We start from the raw sequence: 14,253 nt of genomic DNA, 5'->3' as shown, positions 1-14,253 counted from the left end.
GAGCGCGCTCTTTCAAGATTCTCTTCGTCAGCCGCCTACCAAGCGCCAAGCATGATCAAACTCACAATGGCCAGGAAGCAGACACAGGCGATAGTCGCAGGGAAAATGAGCCAGCCGGGTGTCATCGTTGCCTCCCGAGCAGTTGTCTCGAAAAGCTTAAGCTGGCCGGCGCGATTAGGATTATGAACTGGCTAACACTCTGCAACTCAAGCCCATTTTCAATCTGAGAAGGCCGACCACAGCCTGACACGACCCAAACGCGAAATTTGGCAGCCCACCGTTGGGATCGATCGCGACTTGGTCGATCGAAAGGGCGATGGCGTTGCTGCTAACGGGCAAGCGTATCTTTGTAGATAATTCCATCTTTCATGATGATCTTGAAATTGTTGGCGGGGTCGGCAAGAAGGCCGATATTGTCCAGGGGATTTCCGTCGACGAGCAGCAAATCCGCGAGTGCGCCCTGTTCCACGACGCCAAGTTTGCCGGGATAGGGATTCCGCTTGCCCGATAGCGCCAGCAGTTCGGCATTCGTCGATGTCGCCATGGTCAGCGCTTCGGCGGGCGTGTACCAGCGAGCGAGTGAGGCCAGGATGGCCCCCTGTTGGCGCGCGAGCGCTGCAGAGAACAGGACGTCGGTGCCCCACGCCGTCTTGATCTTGTACTTCCTCGCCAACTCGTAGGATCTGGCTATGCCGGGCCAGACCTCATCCGCCTTGGCTCGCTGGATGGAGCCTACAGGAAAGCCCAGCCTCAAATCCTCGGGGAGAGGCTGCATACTCAGCCAAACACCCTTCTCTGCCATCAGCTTCGCTGTTGCGTCGTCCATCAGCAAGCCGTGTTCGATACACTTCACCCCAGCCGCAATGGCTCCCCGAATTGCAGCAGCCGTAAAGGCATGCGCAGCGACGTACGTGCCCCAGTTCTCAGCCGCTTCGACGGCCGCGCGTATTTCGGGTTCGGTGAACGTGGTCACGTCGATTGGACTGAAAGGTGACGACACTCCGCCGCCAGCCGTCAACTTGACTTGGGAGGCGCCTTGCATGAGCTGTTCGCGGACACGGACGCGGACCTCGTCGGGACTGTCCGCAACCATTGCCCCGCCGGTCTGCTCCATGCGGGTGAGCATGCCGCCGATCGTCCGCGGCAGGTCGGTAAGCTGGCGGAAGTCCCCATGCCCACTCGTGACAGTAATGACCGCGCCGGACGGATAAATGCGCGGACCCTTGATGATACCTTCGTCGATGGCGCTTTTGAGCCCGAACACCGGCCCGCCCACATCTCGAACGCTAGTAAAACCGCGCATCAGAGTGTGCGTGGCCTCGTCGCCAGCGACAAGATTGACGTAGCCGACGTCGCCGAGCGACTGTGCCGGCGTGACTCGGATCAGCATCGCATGCCAATGGTTGTCGATGAGGCCGGGCATCAATGTGCGTCCGCCGCCTTCGACAATGCGAATCTCCGCCGGGCTATCCACCGCTATCGGCTGTAGCGAGATTGATTCAATCTTGTTGCCGCGCACCAAGACGTTGGAGGAGGCAGACAGCGTGGCGCTCTTGCCATCGAAGATGCGGACGTTCTGAAAGAGCGTGGCCGCGCCACCTGTCTGAAGCGCTTGCTGCGCCAGGCTCGCTCCACCGGGCCCGGCCGAGAGCACCACCGCGATCGACAGCGAACGAAATGTTACGCTCATCGACGGTCGGATCCGCCGCGCGCTGTACAACGCATTCAAGAGAGTTCCTGTCATCACTGCGCACGGCCCTTCTCGTTGCGTGTCAGCTGCGTCCGGTTGAAGCGGCCGGACCTTTGCGATTACGATGCTGTGCATGGCTCTCGCAGCGACGATCTTGCGACCTCGGTCAGAGCGGACCGCCCTGGTTGCGCCTGATGATCTTGAGCGCCAGAAAGATCGCGCCGGCAACAAGGAAGGCAACACCGATCGCGGCGAATCCGCTGGACTCGTTACTCAAGCCGAGCGCCGTGAATAGCAAACCGAAAAGCAGGAGAAGCATACCCGCGAACTTCTTGATCAGGAGGATTGGTCTTTCAACTGCGATCGCCATCAGCGCACTCCCCATTCACTATTTATCGATTCATTCCGTTATGCCGTTCTCGCCGCCGGCCGCCACGCATAGTCAGCCAGGCTATGCCGCGGGAGATCAGATCGACGCCGAGCACAAATCCGAGCAAAGGACCTGTCATCGGAAATCCCGCGAGCATGGCGAGGCCAGGGAGAATTCCGAATGCGCCGGACAGCAGCATCACCCGGCCCGCATCCTTCCAGTGGCGGAGGCCCGGAAAGAGTCGAACCGACGGACATCGGCAGCAACACGCGCGCCACGAAGGTGATGTCGCGCAGCCCCTTGAACGCGCTGTAAAAACGAGGCCATCGCTTCTCGTTCGCGAAAAGCTACTGTAGCGTGTAGCCGCTCACAATGAAACGACAGGTGATCTGACACAACGCAGCTGTCGAAGGGCATGGCCGCAGCTTCGCGGCAGGAGCAGCCAGGTGACTTCAGTGCGCAAATTCGTATCAATGTTGGTCATGTGGCCGAGAAAGCCGATTGGCCTTCTCATTCGGGTCCTGCTCGTCACATGGGCCGTACTGGCCATCTACTACTCGAACTTGCCTTGGTCCTGGCTGCGTACGATTGCGGCCGGAGCGTTTGCGGGCTTTGCGATTTGGGCGCTCTGGCGTTCGCGCCAACCGCGCATGTCCGCTCTCTTCCTCGTCATGTTTTTCGGTGTCGTCGTATGGTGGATCTCAATCCCTCCATCACACGATCGGGATTGGCGACCGGAAGTCGCGGTGATGCCGCGGGCGGCCATCGACGGCGACCGCGTGCGCCTGACCGGCGTCCGTAACTTCGACTACCGAAGTCGAAGCGACTTCACGGTGCGCTACGAGGAGCGCGAGCTGTCGCTGTCGCACTTGATAGCCCTCGATTTCTACGTTTCCTATTTCACCGAGGGGCTAGTCGGGCACACGTTTGTGAGTTTTGTCTTCGACAATGCGCCACCACTGGCCATCTCCATCGAGACGCGTCCTGAGGTCGGCGAAGGCTTTGCGCCCGTCGCCTCCCTGTTCAAGCAATTCGAGCTCATCTACGTGGTCGGTGAAGAGCGTGATGTTGTGGGCGTGCGCACCAACCATCGCCACGAGCCGGTGTACCTGTATCGCCTCAATACATCGGTTGACGACGCGCGCCGGCTGCTGATGATCTATTTGACGCGCATCAACGAGCTAGCCGATCGGCCGGAGTTCTACCATCTGTTGACCAACAGCTGTACGATCAACATCGTGCGCTATGCAAATGCGGCGGGCCGACGGGGGCGCTTCGACATTCGACATCTGTTCAACGGACTGATCGATAGCTATCTCTACCACTCCGGCCGGATAGATGCGACGCTGCCGTTTGATGAATTGAGGCGGGGGTCCTTGATCAACGAAGCCGCACAGGCGGCCGATGGCGCAGCCGATTTCTCACAGCGGATCCGCTTGTCCTTGCCGACAATGGTGCGACCCTGACCCCTATTGGGCTCACAAGGCCCGTGAGGAGCCGCCGCCGATCCGCCGGGTTCTCCTCTCCTGCCCATGTCCATCTCGGGTCCTGCTTGTCTACGGCAGTTGGCCATGATCGGAGGCGGCAAGCCGTCTCTGCCCGGCTTGAACGGTTGTAGTCTGCGCTGGTTTACAATCGGCCCATGACGGCTAAACAGCGCGGCGTCCGCGGTAAGCTCCCAAGCTGACGAAAGCGACCAGTTGCCCCTGCTAGGCCGTCCGCAACACCGGCGCTGGCGGCTGCGATGGGCGGATCAGCGCGAATGCGACCTGCACGATGCCGCCGGCAAGGCCGAGCGCGACGCCGATGCGCCAGGCCATGGTGTAGGAGCCGAGTGCGTCGTAGAGCAGCCCTCCTCCGTAGGCGCCGAGGAAGCTGCCGATCTGGTGGCTCATGAAGGCGAGGCCCTGGATCATCGCCTGCCAGCGCAGGCCGAACATCTCGGCGACCGCGCCTGCGACCAGCGGGCCTACGCCCATCCACAGGAAGCCCATGATCGCGCCGAACAGCAGCGTGGAGAACGATGTTGCCGGCAGCATGAAGTACCAGGCGAGCGCCAGCGAGCGCAGGATGTAGATCCCGCCCAAGAGCGCCAGCTTGTTCCAGCGCTGGCCCGCCCAGCCGAAGAACAGCGAGCCCAGCACGTTGAAGCCGCCGATCATGCCGAGCGTCTGCGCGCTCAGCATCGGATCGAGGCCGCAGATTGCAAGGTACGACGGCAGGTGCGTGGTGAGGAACACGAGCTGCATGCCGCAGACGAGATAGGCGCAGGTCATTACCACGAAGGACGCATTGCCGAACGCGGTCCTTGCAGCCGTCGCGGCCGTGGCATCGTCGATGTCGTCGGCGGCGGGCTTGGGCAGCGGGATCTTGTCGACGCGCCCGGCAAACCAGGCCGCCGGGATCATCAGCACCGACATGATGACGAAGCCGGCAAGCCCGATGCGCCAGCCAAAGCCCTCGTTGAGCATCTGGCCGATCGGCGCCGACAACAGCGCCCCGAGCGAGCCCGCGCCGGAGACGATGCCGAGCACCGTCGAGCGCACCGTTTCGGGCACCGCGCGCGCCGCCACCGACATCGCGATCGCCGCCGCGGTGCAGGCGAGCGAGGTCCCGATCAGCACGCCGGCGCCGATCATGATGCTGAGAAGCCCGTTCGCCGTCGCCATCAGCGCGAGGCCCGCGATGTACATCAGCGCGCCCACGATCATGATCGGGCGAAAGCCGTAGCGCACGGTGAGAGCGCCGGCGGGCGGCTGCAGGAAGCCCCAGGCGAGGTTCTGCACGGCCAGCGCCAGCGTGAAATCCGAGATCGAAATGTGGATGTCGTGCGTCAGCGGCTGCATGAAGATGCCGAGCGACTGCCGTAGCCCCATGCTCAACGTCAGCATGATCGAGGCGCCGATCAGGATCGGCAAGGTCGGGCGCAGGACCTGCAGCAGGGGCATTCTTCTTCTCCCTTTTGGGCGCGGCACGGGTGCCGTCGTCTGCTTTTGCCGATGTTTTTTGGTACACAGACCTGTGTACTTAGGCTATAGATATCCGCTGCTGTCAAGCGAACAGGATGCTTAGCTCCGCATGGCTCCCCCGCCTGCCCCACAGACGATGAAAGAGCGGATCCTTCAGACCGCCGACAAGCTGTTCTATCTGCAAGGCATTCGCGCCATCGGCGTCGACACCATCGCGGCCGAGGTCGGCATCTCCAAGCGCACGCTCTACAACCACTTCCCGTCCAAGGACGCGCTGATCGCGGCCTATCTCGAGCGCCGCTTCGTCCACGCACGCCCCTCCGACAAGCTGCCCGCCGAGCAGATCCTCGCCACCTTCGATTCGCTGGAGCGACGCTTTGCGGCCAAGGACTTTCGCGGCTGCCCGTTCGTCAACGCGGTCGCCGAGCTCGGCCCTCAAGACCGCGCCGTGAAGAAGATCGCGATCGCCTTCAAGGAAAGCCGCCGCCTCTGGTTTCGCGACCGCCTGACCGAGCTCGGCGTTGCCGACGCTGAGGCGCTCGCAACGCAGCTCGTGCTGCTGGTCGACGGCTCGATTGCGCAGGACTTGGTGCGCGACGATCCGGCGATGGCAAGGGCGGCGAAGGAAGCGGCGACGGTGCTGCTACGGAATGCGGGGGTGGATGTGGGCGGTGATGCGGAGAAGAGACGCAAGCGCGCGAAATAGCCGCTGTCGTCGTATCGTCAGGTGTCATCACCCGCGAAGGCGGGTGATCCAGTATTCCAGAGGCGGTTGTGATTGAACCAGAGAGGCCGCGGCGTACTGGATTCCCCGCTCCAGTGCGCGATTGCGCACAAGGCGGGGAATGACAGCGGAGTTTCGAGGACCGCCGCCACCCTACCAATATGCTCCTGTTTTGCCCGACGGGTCAAATGACGCCGCTGCCGGCGCGAGCCATCTCGCCACCCCGCATAACCCATTGATCCGGCTCGCGCCGGCTACTGTGCATGGGGTTGTTTTCGCAACTTTGTGCGGGCGGCCCTCACGCCGCCTGCGACACCACGCGATTGCGCCCGTCGTGCTTGGCGCGGTAGAGCGCGGTGTCGGCGCGCTTGAGGACGTCGGCAACCGCCTCGCCCTTGTGCTCCAGCGTGGTGAGGCCGATCGAGATCGTGACCTCGATGCGCTTCGCCCCCTTGTGAATCGCGAACGGCTCGCCCGCGATCGAGCGGCGCAGGCGCTCGGCGACCATGCCGGCGACGTGAAGATCGGTCTCCGGCATCACGATGACGAATTCCTCGCCGCCGTAGCGGCAGGCGAGATCAATGCCGCGGATCGATTTGCGCACCCGCACCGCGAACTCGCGCAGCACGTCGTCGCCGGCATCGTGGCCGTAATTGTCGTTGATCGACTTGAAGTAGTCGATGTCCAGGATCATCAGCGCCAGCGGCTTGCCGCGGGTCGCGGCCTGCTCGGCGAGCGTCGCCAGATGGCTCTCCATGTAGCGGCGATTGTGCAGGCCGGTGAGCGCGTCGGTGATCGCCATCTCGATCGAGTTCTGCACGTTGTCGCGCAGATGGTCGGTGTAGCGGCGGCGGCGGATCTGGGTGCGGGCGCGCGCCAAGAGCTCGGTCTTGTCGATCGGGCGCAGCAGATAGTCGTTGACGCCGATCTCGAGGCCGCGCAGCAGCCGCGTCGAGTTCTCGGGCTCGGCGATGGCCAGGATCGGCACATGGCGCGTGCGCTCCAGCGAGCGCGCCTGGCTGCACAGGCGCAGGCCGTCGAAATTGTTGAGGTCGAGCGAGACGATCAGCAGGTCGTAATTGCCCTCGGCGGCGTGGAACAGCGCCTCCGTCGGGTTCGGCTCGACGTCGATGGTGTGCTCGGCGGCGAGGATCGTCGCCAGCCGCTCGTAGGAGGACTGGCGGTCGTCGACCAGGAGGATGCGGCCACCCTTGCCGGTGTCGGCGATCGCACTGCGCTCGGGCGCCTGCATGCCGATCTCGAGCGAGGTGATGGCGCGCATGCGCAGCTCATCGGTCATCATCTTCAGCCGCGTCAGCGAGCGCACCCGCGCGATCAGCACGACATCGGAGACGGGTTTGGTCAGGAAGTCATCAGCGCCGGCCTCGAGCCCGCGATTGCGGTCGGCGGGGCTGTCGAGCGCGGTGACCATCACGACAGGAATGTGGTGCGTGGCCGGATCGGTCTTGAGGCGGCGGCAGACCTCGAAGCCGTCCATGTCGGGCATCATCACGTCGAGCAGGATGATGTCGCATTCGGCACGCCTCGAGATCGCGAGCGCCTCGGCGCCATTCGCGGCGGTCATCACGTCGAAATATTCGGCGGACAGGCGGGCTTCGAGCAGCTTGACGTTGGCGGGAACGTCATCGACGACCAGGATACGCGCGGACACTGTGAACTCACTTCCTATCCGATAAAACGCCGGACCGTCTCAATGAATTTGCCGACCGAGATCGGCTTGGACAAATAGGCTTCGCAGCCGCCCTCGCGGATGCGCTCTTCGTCGCCCTTCATCGCGAACGCCGTGACCGCGACGACGGGAATGGCACGCAGTTCCGGATCGTCCTTGATCCAGCGCGTCACCTCGAGGCCGGAGACCTGCGGCAGCTGGATGTCCATCAGCACGAGGTCGGGCCGCATCTTGCGCACGAGGTCGAGCGCCTCGTAGCCGTTGCTGGTGCCGGAGGTCTGGTATCCGTGCGCCTCCAACAGGTCGCGGAAGAGCTTCATGTTGAGCTCGTTGTCTTCCACGATCAGGACGGTCTTAGCCATCCCGCCCTCCTGATTGGTCCGAAGGACCGGTCCATGTGACGCCTCAGACGCCGCTTCCCGGCGTTTCGAAAACTGGATTCAAACTAGCCGCAGATTCGCTTGAGTTTCGTTAAACCCGACGGCCCACTTTCTGCGATGTGGTTTCCAGTTGCTTGTCGGGGCCGGAAGACTTGAGGACGAGACTCGGGCATGATGATTCCAAATTAGAGACCGAAAGTTAACGGAAAGGCAAACCGTCCCCGTGAAAAAGCCTGTTCACAACCCCCGCGAAGTCGCTGAAATCGTTGCGATTCAGGCCCTGTCCTTCGTCGCGGGCGAGCCTGAGCGGCTGGGCCTGTTCCTGGCCGAGACGGGGGTCGGTCCGGAGACCCTGCGCAATGCCGCCGCGGACCCGAATTTCCTGCTCAGCGTGCTCGATTTCGTGATGCGGGACGATGCCACGGTGAAGGCCTTTGCCGAGGCCGCGGAACTGCATCCGACCAACGTTGCCGCAGCGCGGCAGGTCCTCGGCGATGCGCTCGGCGACCCCTCCTGGGAGCGCGACGTGCCGTGACCACCCCTGAGGCGGCCGTGCCCCGCTGCTTCTGCCGGGATTGTCTGGCCGGCCTCGACATGGGCGTACAGAACTTGGGCGCGCGGCGCTGCTCGGCTTGCGGTTCCCCCCGCCTCGTCCGCCACCGCGCGCTCGCCAGCCTGACCATCGCCCATATCGACTGCGACGCCTTCTACGCAACGGTCGAGAAGCGGGACAACCCTGAGATCGCCGACAAGCCCGTCATCATCGGCGGCGGCAAGCGCGGCGTGGTGTCGGCCGCCTGTTACATCGCGCGCACCTATGGTGTTCGCTCGGCGATGCCGATGTTCAAAGCATTGGAAGCCTGCCCGCATGCGACCGTGATCCGCCCCGACATGGCGAAATATGTCCGGGTCGGCCGCGAGGTCCGCCAGGCCATGCAGGCGCTGACGCCGCTGGTCGAGCCGCTCTCGATCGACGAGGCCTTCCTCGATCTCTCCGGCACCGAGCGCGTGCACGGCATGATCCCGGCCAAGGTGCTGGCGCGCTTTGCCCGCGACGTCGAGCGCGACATCGGCATCACCGTCTCGGTCGGCCTGTCCTGCAACAAGTTCCTGGCCAAGATCGCCTCCGACCTCGACAAGCCCAGAGGCTTTGCCGCGCTCGACCAGGAGGAAGCGCGCGCGATGCTGGCGGAAAAGCCGGTCGGCTTCATCTTCGGCGTCGGCCCCGCCACGCAGGAGCGCCTGGTGCAGCGCGGCTTTCGCATCATCGCCGACCTGCAGAAAGCCGACGAGATCGAGATGATGCGGCAGTTTCCGAGCGACGGCCGCCGGCTGTGGCGGCTCGCGCGCGGCATCGACGACCGCCGCGTCGAGCCCGACCGCGGCGCCAAGACGATTTCCAGCGAGACCACGTTCGAGACCGACATCCGCGATTTCGCGACGCTGGAAAGAATCCTGTGGCGGCTCTGCGAAAAGACGTCGACGCGCCTGAAGAGCAGCGAGCTCGCCGGCTCGACCGTGACGCTGAAGCTGAAGACCGCCGATTTCCGCCAGCGCACGCGCTCGCAGTCGATCGCCGCCCCGACGCAACTCGCGGCGAAGATCTTCTCGATCTGCCGGGAGATGCTGGCCAAGGAAATCGACGGCACCGCCTTTCGCCTGATGGGCGCCGGCGTCAGCGCGCTGCGCGAGGGCTCGGCGATCGACGACACCGACATGCTCGACCGCCGCGCCGCCCACGCCGAACGCGCGGTGGACAGCCTGCGCAAGAAGTTCGGCAGCGCCGCGGTGATCCGCGGCATCGCCTATGAGGGCCCGGAGAAGGCGCAGGAGTGATCTATTCCTGCTCAACTCAGTCGCGTTCGAAGATTCGTGCACCCGGATAAGCACGCCTGGCATACTGAACGACCAACTGCCGGTCCTGAGTTTCCAGGAACGGCGTTCGGATCTGACAAGACCCGACGATGAGGTGCCACAAGCCGTTGAGCTTTCGAATGACGACGTTCATTTGAGCCTCTTCACAGTGACCCGAGTGGACTCAAATGTAAGAATCTCCCGCCGTCGCTCAATTGTACCAGTGTAAGGTCAGCGCATGAGAAGGATTGGAGGAGATATACAAAGGTATGTTGACGATGGCTCCAACAGCCGCTGGCGCCGATAGCTTCGCAGGGGCTCAACCGATCTTACCGGTTCGGGGACTGGCACGGTGACAGGCGAACGCGATCTCGACGCGCTGCTGAGTAACATGAAGCCGGAGATCATGGACGGCATCTTCGCGTTTTGCACGCTTGCGCCGAGCGCGAGCATTCCGGCTACCATCAGCCCCATCCTGACGTTCCGCGAACGCGAAGGGACCACGCTGGTGGTGCTGCAGGAGGAGGCCGAACGTGCCGGGCTACGCCATGAATGTCCCTCGCGCCTCATCACCTTGACGGTTCATTCCGCCCTCGATGCGGTGGGCTTTCTGGCAGCCATCACGGCACGTCTGGCCCAAGCCGGCATTAGCGTGAATGCCGTGTCGGCTTTTCACCACGATCATCTCTTTGTGCCTGTCGACCAGGCCGATGAGGCGATGGCTCTCCTGCTTGACAGGTTCAAGCCGCAACAGGGCTGATTGCGCTTGATCTAGAGCATGCTCTAGCCTGTAGAGAGATGGCTGGCCTCGATTCAAGGAGACAGCCTATGACAGTGATCGACAACAAGGCGCTCATTCAGGACATCATGGATGCGCGCGCACGTCGCGACCCCGGCCCGTTCATCGCCGCGATGGCCGATGATTTCGTCTGGCGCATCACCGGCTCGACGGCCTGGTCCGGCGACTATGTCGGCAAGGCCGACGTGCTGGAACGGCTGATGAAGCCTCTCAGCGGACAATTCACTGCTCCCAACAGCCTCACGCTATCCCGCATCATCTGCGAAGGCGATTACGTCGTCGCCGAGTGCCGGGGCAATGCAACGACGCTTGCCGGCGAGCTCTACGCCAACACCTACTGCTTCGTCATTCGCATGACGGACGGGAAACTGCGCGAGTTGACCGAATACATGGACACCACATTGGTCGGGCGGGTGCTAAGGCCGCCCGGCAACCAATGAGGCCGGCGCGGCCTTGAGGCGTCCATGCGGCGACACGGCGGGTCTCGCCCCGCTGGCGATCCACTCCTCATAGAATTCGACCTTGGCTTCGATGAGTGCCAAAGCCTGCGACCAGCGGTGGATATTGTCCTGCACCCGCTGCTGGTGCGCTGCGAGCAGCGCGTGACGCTCGGTCAGCGCTGCTTCGCCTCGTTTCGCAAGCGCCGCATATTCGCGCATCTGCTTGACCGACATGCCGGTGCCGCGCAGGCGTTCCATCAGATCTAGCCAACCGACGTGAAAATCGCTGTAGACGCGCCGGCCGCCGCGGTCCCTGACGACGCCGGGGATCAGGCCCTGAGCCTCATACCAACGGATGGTGTGAATGCTGCGGCCCGTTCGGCCGGCGACCTCTCCGATGCGAAGCCCTCGCGACATGGCCTTTCCTTTCTTCGAAACCGCCTCGCAAGGCTCAATCTACCCTGCGAGGTCTCCTCAGTCCGCGACCGCCACCGCCTCGATCTCGATCAGCCATTCCGGCGCGGCGAGTGCGGTGACACCGACCAGCGTCGAGGCCGGCGGCTCCATGCCTTCGAAGAAAGCCGAGCGGGCCTTGCCGATGATGGGGCGCAGCTCCGGCTTGTAGTTCACGACGAAGGTCGTGATTTTCACGATGTTGGAATAGCTCGCACCGGCCGCCTTCAGCGCGTGCCCAAGATTCTGCATCACCTGCGTGGTCTGCGCGGCGATATCGCCCTCGCCGACGATCCGCCCCTCCTCGTCGGTGGAGACCTGCCCGGAGATGTAGATGGTCCGAGCGCCCGAGGCGGTGACGACGTGAGAATAAGCCGGATTGTGATGCAGGCCGCTGGGGCGGAGATGGTCGAGCTTGGGCATGGGCTGGCTCCCCGAGTTTGTGGTTGGGAAGGAGCGTAGCTGGAGAGTATGACGAGAGCTAGCCCCGTCATTGCGAGGAGCTCTTGCGACGAAGCAATCCAGACTGCTTCCGCGGAGGGATTCTGGATTGCTTCGCTACGCTCGCAATGACGGAGAAGCCCTCAATTGCAGGGCTTGCTGTCCTTGACGTCGAACTTGCCCATCGCGCCGGAGATGACGAAATCATTGTAGTCGAGCACGAGCTGGCGCGAGACGCCGTTCTCGTAGAGCTCGAACGCCATCGCGTAGACTGGGGTCTGCTCGCCTTCCTTCTGCTGGGCCTCGCGGTCGAAATAGCTGACGGTGACCGGCCAGCGCTTCAGCGACTTCATGTGCTCGTCCGACGTCGACGGATCGGTCGAGGTGGCACGGTCGGGGGCGACCGGCTGGCCGATCACAGTCAGCGTGTTGTAGACCTTCTGACCGTCATCGGAGCCGTCATAGACCGAGAGCTCCAGCAGCGACTTGCCGTCCTTGGCGGCGGCGATGATGCGCTGGATCTGCTCGGTCGGGAACACGATCTTGCCGTCGAGCTTGAACGTCTTCGGCGCCGGCAGCTTCAGCTTGACGTTGATGTGGTCGCCGTCGCGCTCGGCTGAGCCGTCGACCCGGCCGGCATCCGTCTGGTTCATGCGCGTCTCGATCTTGAAACGGTAGCTCTTGCCGGAGGCGTCCTCCCACGAATTGGAGCGGAGGTCGCTGAGCGTGACCTTGCCCTCGCCGCTGTCGAGCTCGGAGACCTGGCGGAATTCCGAGGTATAGCCCTCGCAGGCGTTCCCCGTGAAATTGTAGAGGATCCGGCCGCGGGCGCTGTTCACCGAATTGCTGCGCGATTTGACCAGGCTGAGGTCATAGAGCGCCTGATGCGCGAGAAACGGACCGTTGGCGGCTTGAGCCCCGCCGCCAAGGCCGACACTGGCCGCGGCGAGCGCCATCACACCGAGCGAAGTCCGGAAAAGGTGCACCATGTCTGTTCCCTGAGGAAAGCGCAGATTCGACATTTTAATGACCGTTCCATTGCGCCGCAACTGAGGCCGTTTCACTAAAAGTTTGCCCCTCACGTTGAACCTGCTGGCCTGCCTCAACAAAATGCAGCCCCTCCGGTTGCTTGCATGTGGCGGCACGATGGGCGAAACAGGGCGCGCCCGGCCGGCAGTCGCGCCGGAGCGAAGGATTTTTGGACAACGAGGTCGGACATGGCGGGCACGGTCGAGCAGAAACTGGCGGAGCAGGGTATCAAGCTGCACGAGGCCCCCACCCCCGTCGCCAATTACGTGCCCTTCGTGCGCACTGGCAACCTCCTGTTCGTCTCCGGCCAGGTCTGCTTCGACCCCGCCGGCAAGCTGATTGCCAAGGGCAAGCTGGGCGCCGGCGTCTCGATCGAGGACGGCGCCGCAGCCGCGCGCGGCTGCGCGGTCAACCTGCTGGCCCAGGTCAAGGCGGCGCTCGGCGATCTCGACAAGGTCGTACGCGTGGTGCGGCTCGGCGGCTTCATCAACTCGGCCCCGGATTTCCTGGACGGGCCCAAGGTGCTGAATGGCGCCTCCGACCTGATGGTCGCCGCCTTCGGCGACAAGGGCCGCCACGCCCGTACCACCGTCGGCGTCGCCTCGCTGCCCGCGGATGCGGCGGTCGAGGTCGAAGGCGTGTTCGAGGTCGCCTGACGCCAAATGCGCGCTCCGGATTGGCTGACAGCCCGGCCGGTCGCCCATCGCGGCCTGCACGACATTTCGCGCGGCATCGTCGAGAACATGCCGGGCGCGGTGCAGGCTGCAATTGCCGGCAATTTCGCGATCGAGGTCGATATCCAGCTCTCGGCCGACGGCGAGGCCATGGTCCATCACGACCATGCCCTGGGCCGACTCACCGAGGCCACCGGCGATGTGGTCGCAAAGACCGCGGCCGAGCTCAAGGCCGTCAGGTTCAAGGACACCGATGAGCGGATGATGTCGCTCGCAGACCTCTGCGCCATGGTCGCCGGACGTGTGCCCCTGGTGATCGAGGTGAAGAGCCATTTCGGCGGCGACCGCAAGCTGGTGAAGCGGATGGCCGAGGTGCTGGCGTCCTATGATGGCCCCGCCGTCGGCATGTCCTTCGATCCCGACCAGGTTCTGGCGCTACGTGAATTGCTCCCCTCTCGCCCCCGCGGCATCGTCGCGCAGCGGAGCTATGAGGACGAGTACTGGGCCAAGCTCACCCAAGAGCAGCGCGACAGCATGCTGTACCTGCGCCATGGCTTCCAGACCCAGCCGCATTTCGTTGCCTTCAAGGTCGACCACCTCCCGGCCCCCGCCCCCTGGATCGCCCGCAACCTGTTCGGCTGCGCCCTGCTCGGCTGGACCGTCCGCACGGCGGAGCAGCGGACGCGGGTCGGGCGCTATGCGGACCAGATGATCTTCGAGGGGTTCGTGCCGTAGGGCTT

General features: G+C 63.6%; 17 protein-coding genes. 8 read left to right on the top strand and 9 right to left on the bottom strand.

All coding sequences use genetic code 11. The annotated features are described in order from the left end of the window. Positions 1–328 precede the first annotated feature (328 nt). On the bottom strand, positions 329–1,690 hold the full coding sequence (locus tag ACNJYA_RS16950) for an amidohydrolase family protein (RefSeq protein ID WP_439366984.1): 1,362 nt from the start codon (positions 1,688–1,690) through the stop codon (positions 329–331). 166 nt (positions 1,691–1,856) lie between these two features. Continuing rightward, positions 1,857–2,060 carry a hypothetical protein gene (locus ACNJYA_RS16945; RefSeq protein WP_439366982.1) on the bottom strand — a complete coding sequence of 68 codons (204 nt, stop codon included), beginning with the start codon at positions 2,058–2,060 and terminating at the stop codon, positions 1,857–1,859. 455 nt (positions 2,061–2,515) lie between these two features. On the opposite strand from ACNJYA_RS16945, the gene ACNJYA_RS16940 reads away from it, so the two are divergent. Beyond that, positions 2,516–3,526, top strand: a complete 1,011-nt coding sequence (locus ACNJYA_RS16940) for a lipoprotein N-acyltransferase Lnb domain-containing protein (protein WP_439366980.1) — start codon at positions 2,516–2,518, stop codon at positions 3,524–3,526. A 243-nt stretch (positions 3,527–3,769) separates the two neighbouring features. Here the strand turns inward: ACNJYA_RS16940 and ACNJYA_RS16935 are convergent, their stop codons facing one another. Next, entirely contained in the window at positions 3,770–5,008 is a 1,239-nt protein-coding gene (locus ACNJYA_RS16935) for an MFS transporter (RefSeq protein ID WP_439366978.1), read from the bottom strand. 130 nt (positions 5,009–5,138) lie between these two features. On the opposite strand from ACNJYA_RS16935, the gene ACNJYA_RS16930 reads away from it, so the two are divergent. Then, positions 5,139–5,735 carry a TetR/AcrR family transcriptional regulator gene (locus tag ACNJYA_RS16930; RefSeq protein ID WP_439366976.1) on the top strand — a complete coding sequence of 199 codons (597 nt, stop codon included), beginning with the start codon at positions 5,139–5,141 and terminating at the stop codon, positions 5,733–5,735. Between the two features lie 316 nt (positions 5,736–6,051). On the opposite strand, the gene ACNJYA_RS16925 is transcribed toward ACNJYA_RS16930, so the two are convergent. Together ACNJYA_RS16925 and ACNJYA_RS16920 are read right to left on the bottom strand one after the other, a co-directional pair. After that, positions 6,052–7,425 (bottom strand): PleD family two-component system response regulator, encoded by a 1,374-nt coding sequence (locus ACNJYA_RS16925; protein ID WP_212255071.1) that lies wholly within the window; start codon positions 7,423–7,425, stop codon positions 6,052–6,054. A gap of 14 nt (positions 7,426–7,439) precedes the next feature. Further along, positions 7,440–7,805, bottom strand: a complete 366-nt coding sequence (locus ACNJYA_RS16920; RefSeq protein ID WP_008566616.1) for a response regulator — start codon at positions 7,803–7,805, stop codon at positions 7,440–7,442. A 241-nt stretch (positions 7,806–8,046) separates the two neighbouring features. Here ACNJYA_RS16920 and ACNJYA_RS16915 point away from each other — a divergent pair, with 241 nt between their 5' ends. Continuing rightward, entirely contained in the window at positions 8,047–8,358 is a 312-nt protein-coding gene (locus tag ACNJYA_RS16915) for a DUF3572 domain-containing protein (protein ID WP_172783374.1), read from the top strand. Further along, positions 8,355–9,659 carry a DNA polymerase IV gene (locus ACNJYA_RS16910; protein WP_439403289.1) on the top strand — a complete coding sequence of 435 codons (1,305 nt, stop codon included), beginning with the start codon at positions 8,355–8,357 and terminating at the stop codon, positions 9,657–9,659. The genes ACNJYA_RS16915 and ACNJYA_RS16910 overlap by 4 nt, the downstream gene beginning before the upstream one ends. Positions 9,660–9,675: 16 nt before the next feature. Here the strand turns inward: ACNJYA_RS16910 and ACNJYA_RS16905 are convergent, their stop codons facing one another. Continuing rightward, positions 9,676–9,831 carry a hypothetical protein gene (locus ACNJYA_RS16905; protein ID WP_008548553.1) on the bottom strand — a complete coding sequence of 52 codons (156 nt, stop codon included), beginning with the start codon at positions 9,829–9,831 and terminating at the stop codon, positions 9,676–9,678. 198 nt (positions 9,832–10,029) lie between these two features. Between ACNJYA_RS16905 and ACNJYA_RS16900 the strand changes: the two genes are divergently transcribed. After that, positions 10,030–10,437 (top strand): ACT domain-containing protein, encoded by a 408-nt coding sequence (locus ACNJYA_RS16900; protein ID WP_212255069.1) that lies wholly within the window; start codon positions 10,030–10,032, stop codon positions 10,435–10,437. Positions 10,438–10,505: 68 nt separating this feature from the next. Next, the gene (locus ACNJYA_RS16895; protein WP_212255068.1) at positions 10,506–10,916 is read left to right on the top strand and encodes a nuclear transport factor 2 family protein; all 411 of its coding nucleotides are present in this window, start codon (positions 10,506–10,508) and stop codon (positions 10,914–10,916) included. On the opposite strand, the gene ACNJYA_RS16890 is transcribed toward ACNJYA_RS16895, so the two are convergent. From ACNJYA_RS16890 to ACNJYA_RS16880, 3 genes are all read right to left on the bottom strand, one after another. Next, the gene (locus tag ACNJYA_RS16890; protein ID WP_212255067.1) at positions 10,893–11,333 is read right to left on the bottom strand and encodes a MerR family transcriptional regulator; all 441 of its coding nucleotides are present in this window, start codon (positions 11,331–11,333) and stop codon (positions 10,893–10,895) included. The two genes, ACNJYA_RS16895 and ACNJYA_RS16890, sit on opposite strands and share 24 nt — an antisense overlap. A gap of 57 nt (positions 11,334–11,390) precedes the next feature. After that, positions 11,391–11,792 (bottom strand): RidA family protein, encoded by a 402-nt coding sequence (locus ACNJYA_RS16885; RefSeq protein ID WP_172783369.1) that lies wholly within the window; start codon positions 11,790–11,792, stop codon positions 11,391–11,393. A gap of 161 nt (positions 11,793–11,953) precedes the next feature. Then, positions 11,954–12,799: a cell envelope integrity EipB family protein gene (locus ACNJYA_RS16880; RefSeq protein WP_212255066.1), complete on the bottom strand. Its 846-nt coding sequence runs from the start codon at positions 12,797–12,799 to the stop codon at positions 11,954–11,956. Positions 12,800–13,027: 228 nt separating this feature from the next. On the opposite strand from ACNJYA_RS16880, the gene ACNJYA_RS16875 reads away from it, so the two are divergent. After that, positions 13,028–13,495 (top strand): RidA family protein, encoded by a 468-nt coding sequence (locus tag ACNJYA_RS16875; RefSeq protein ID WP_014494672.1) that lies wholly within the window; start codon positions 13,028–13,030, stop codon positions 13,493–13,495. A 6-nt stretch (positions 13,496–13,501) separates the two neighbouring features. Continuing rightward, a complete protein-coding gene (locus ACNJYA_RS16870; RefSeq protein ID WP_212255065.1) occupies positions 13,502–14,248 on the top strand; it encodes a glycerophosphodiester phosphodiesterase in 747 nt (248 codons plus the stop codon). The last annotated feature ends 5 nt before the right edge of the window (positions 14,249–14,253 follow it).

The sequence above is a fragment of the Bradyrhizobium sp. BLXBL-01 genome, assembly GCF_051853025.1.
Lineage (GTDB): Bacteria > Pseudomonadota > Alphaproteobacteria > Rhizobiales > Xanthobacteraceae > Bradyrhizobium.
This window is presented reverse-complemented; position numbering and strand designations above follow the sequence as displayed.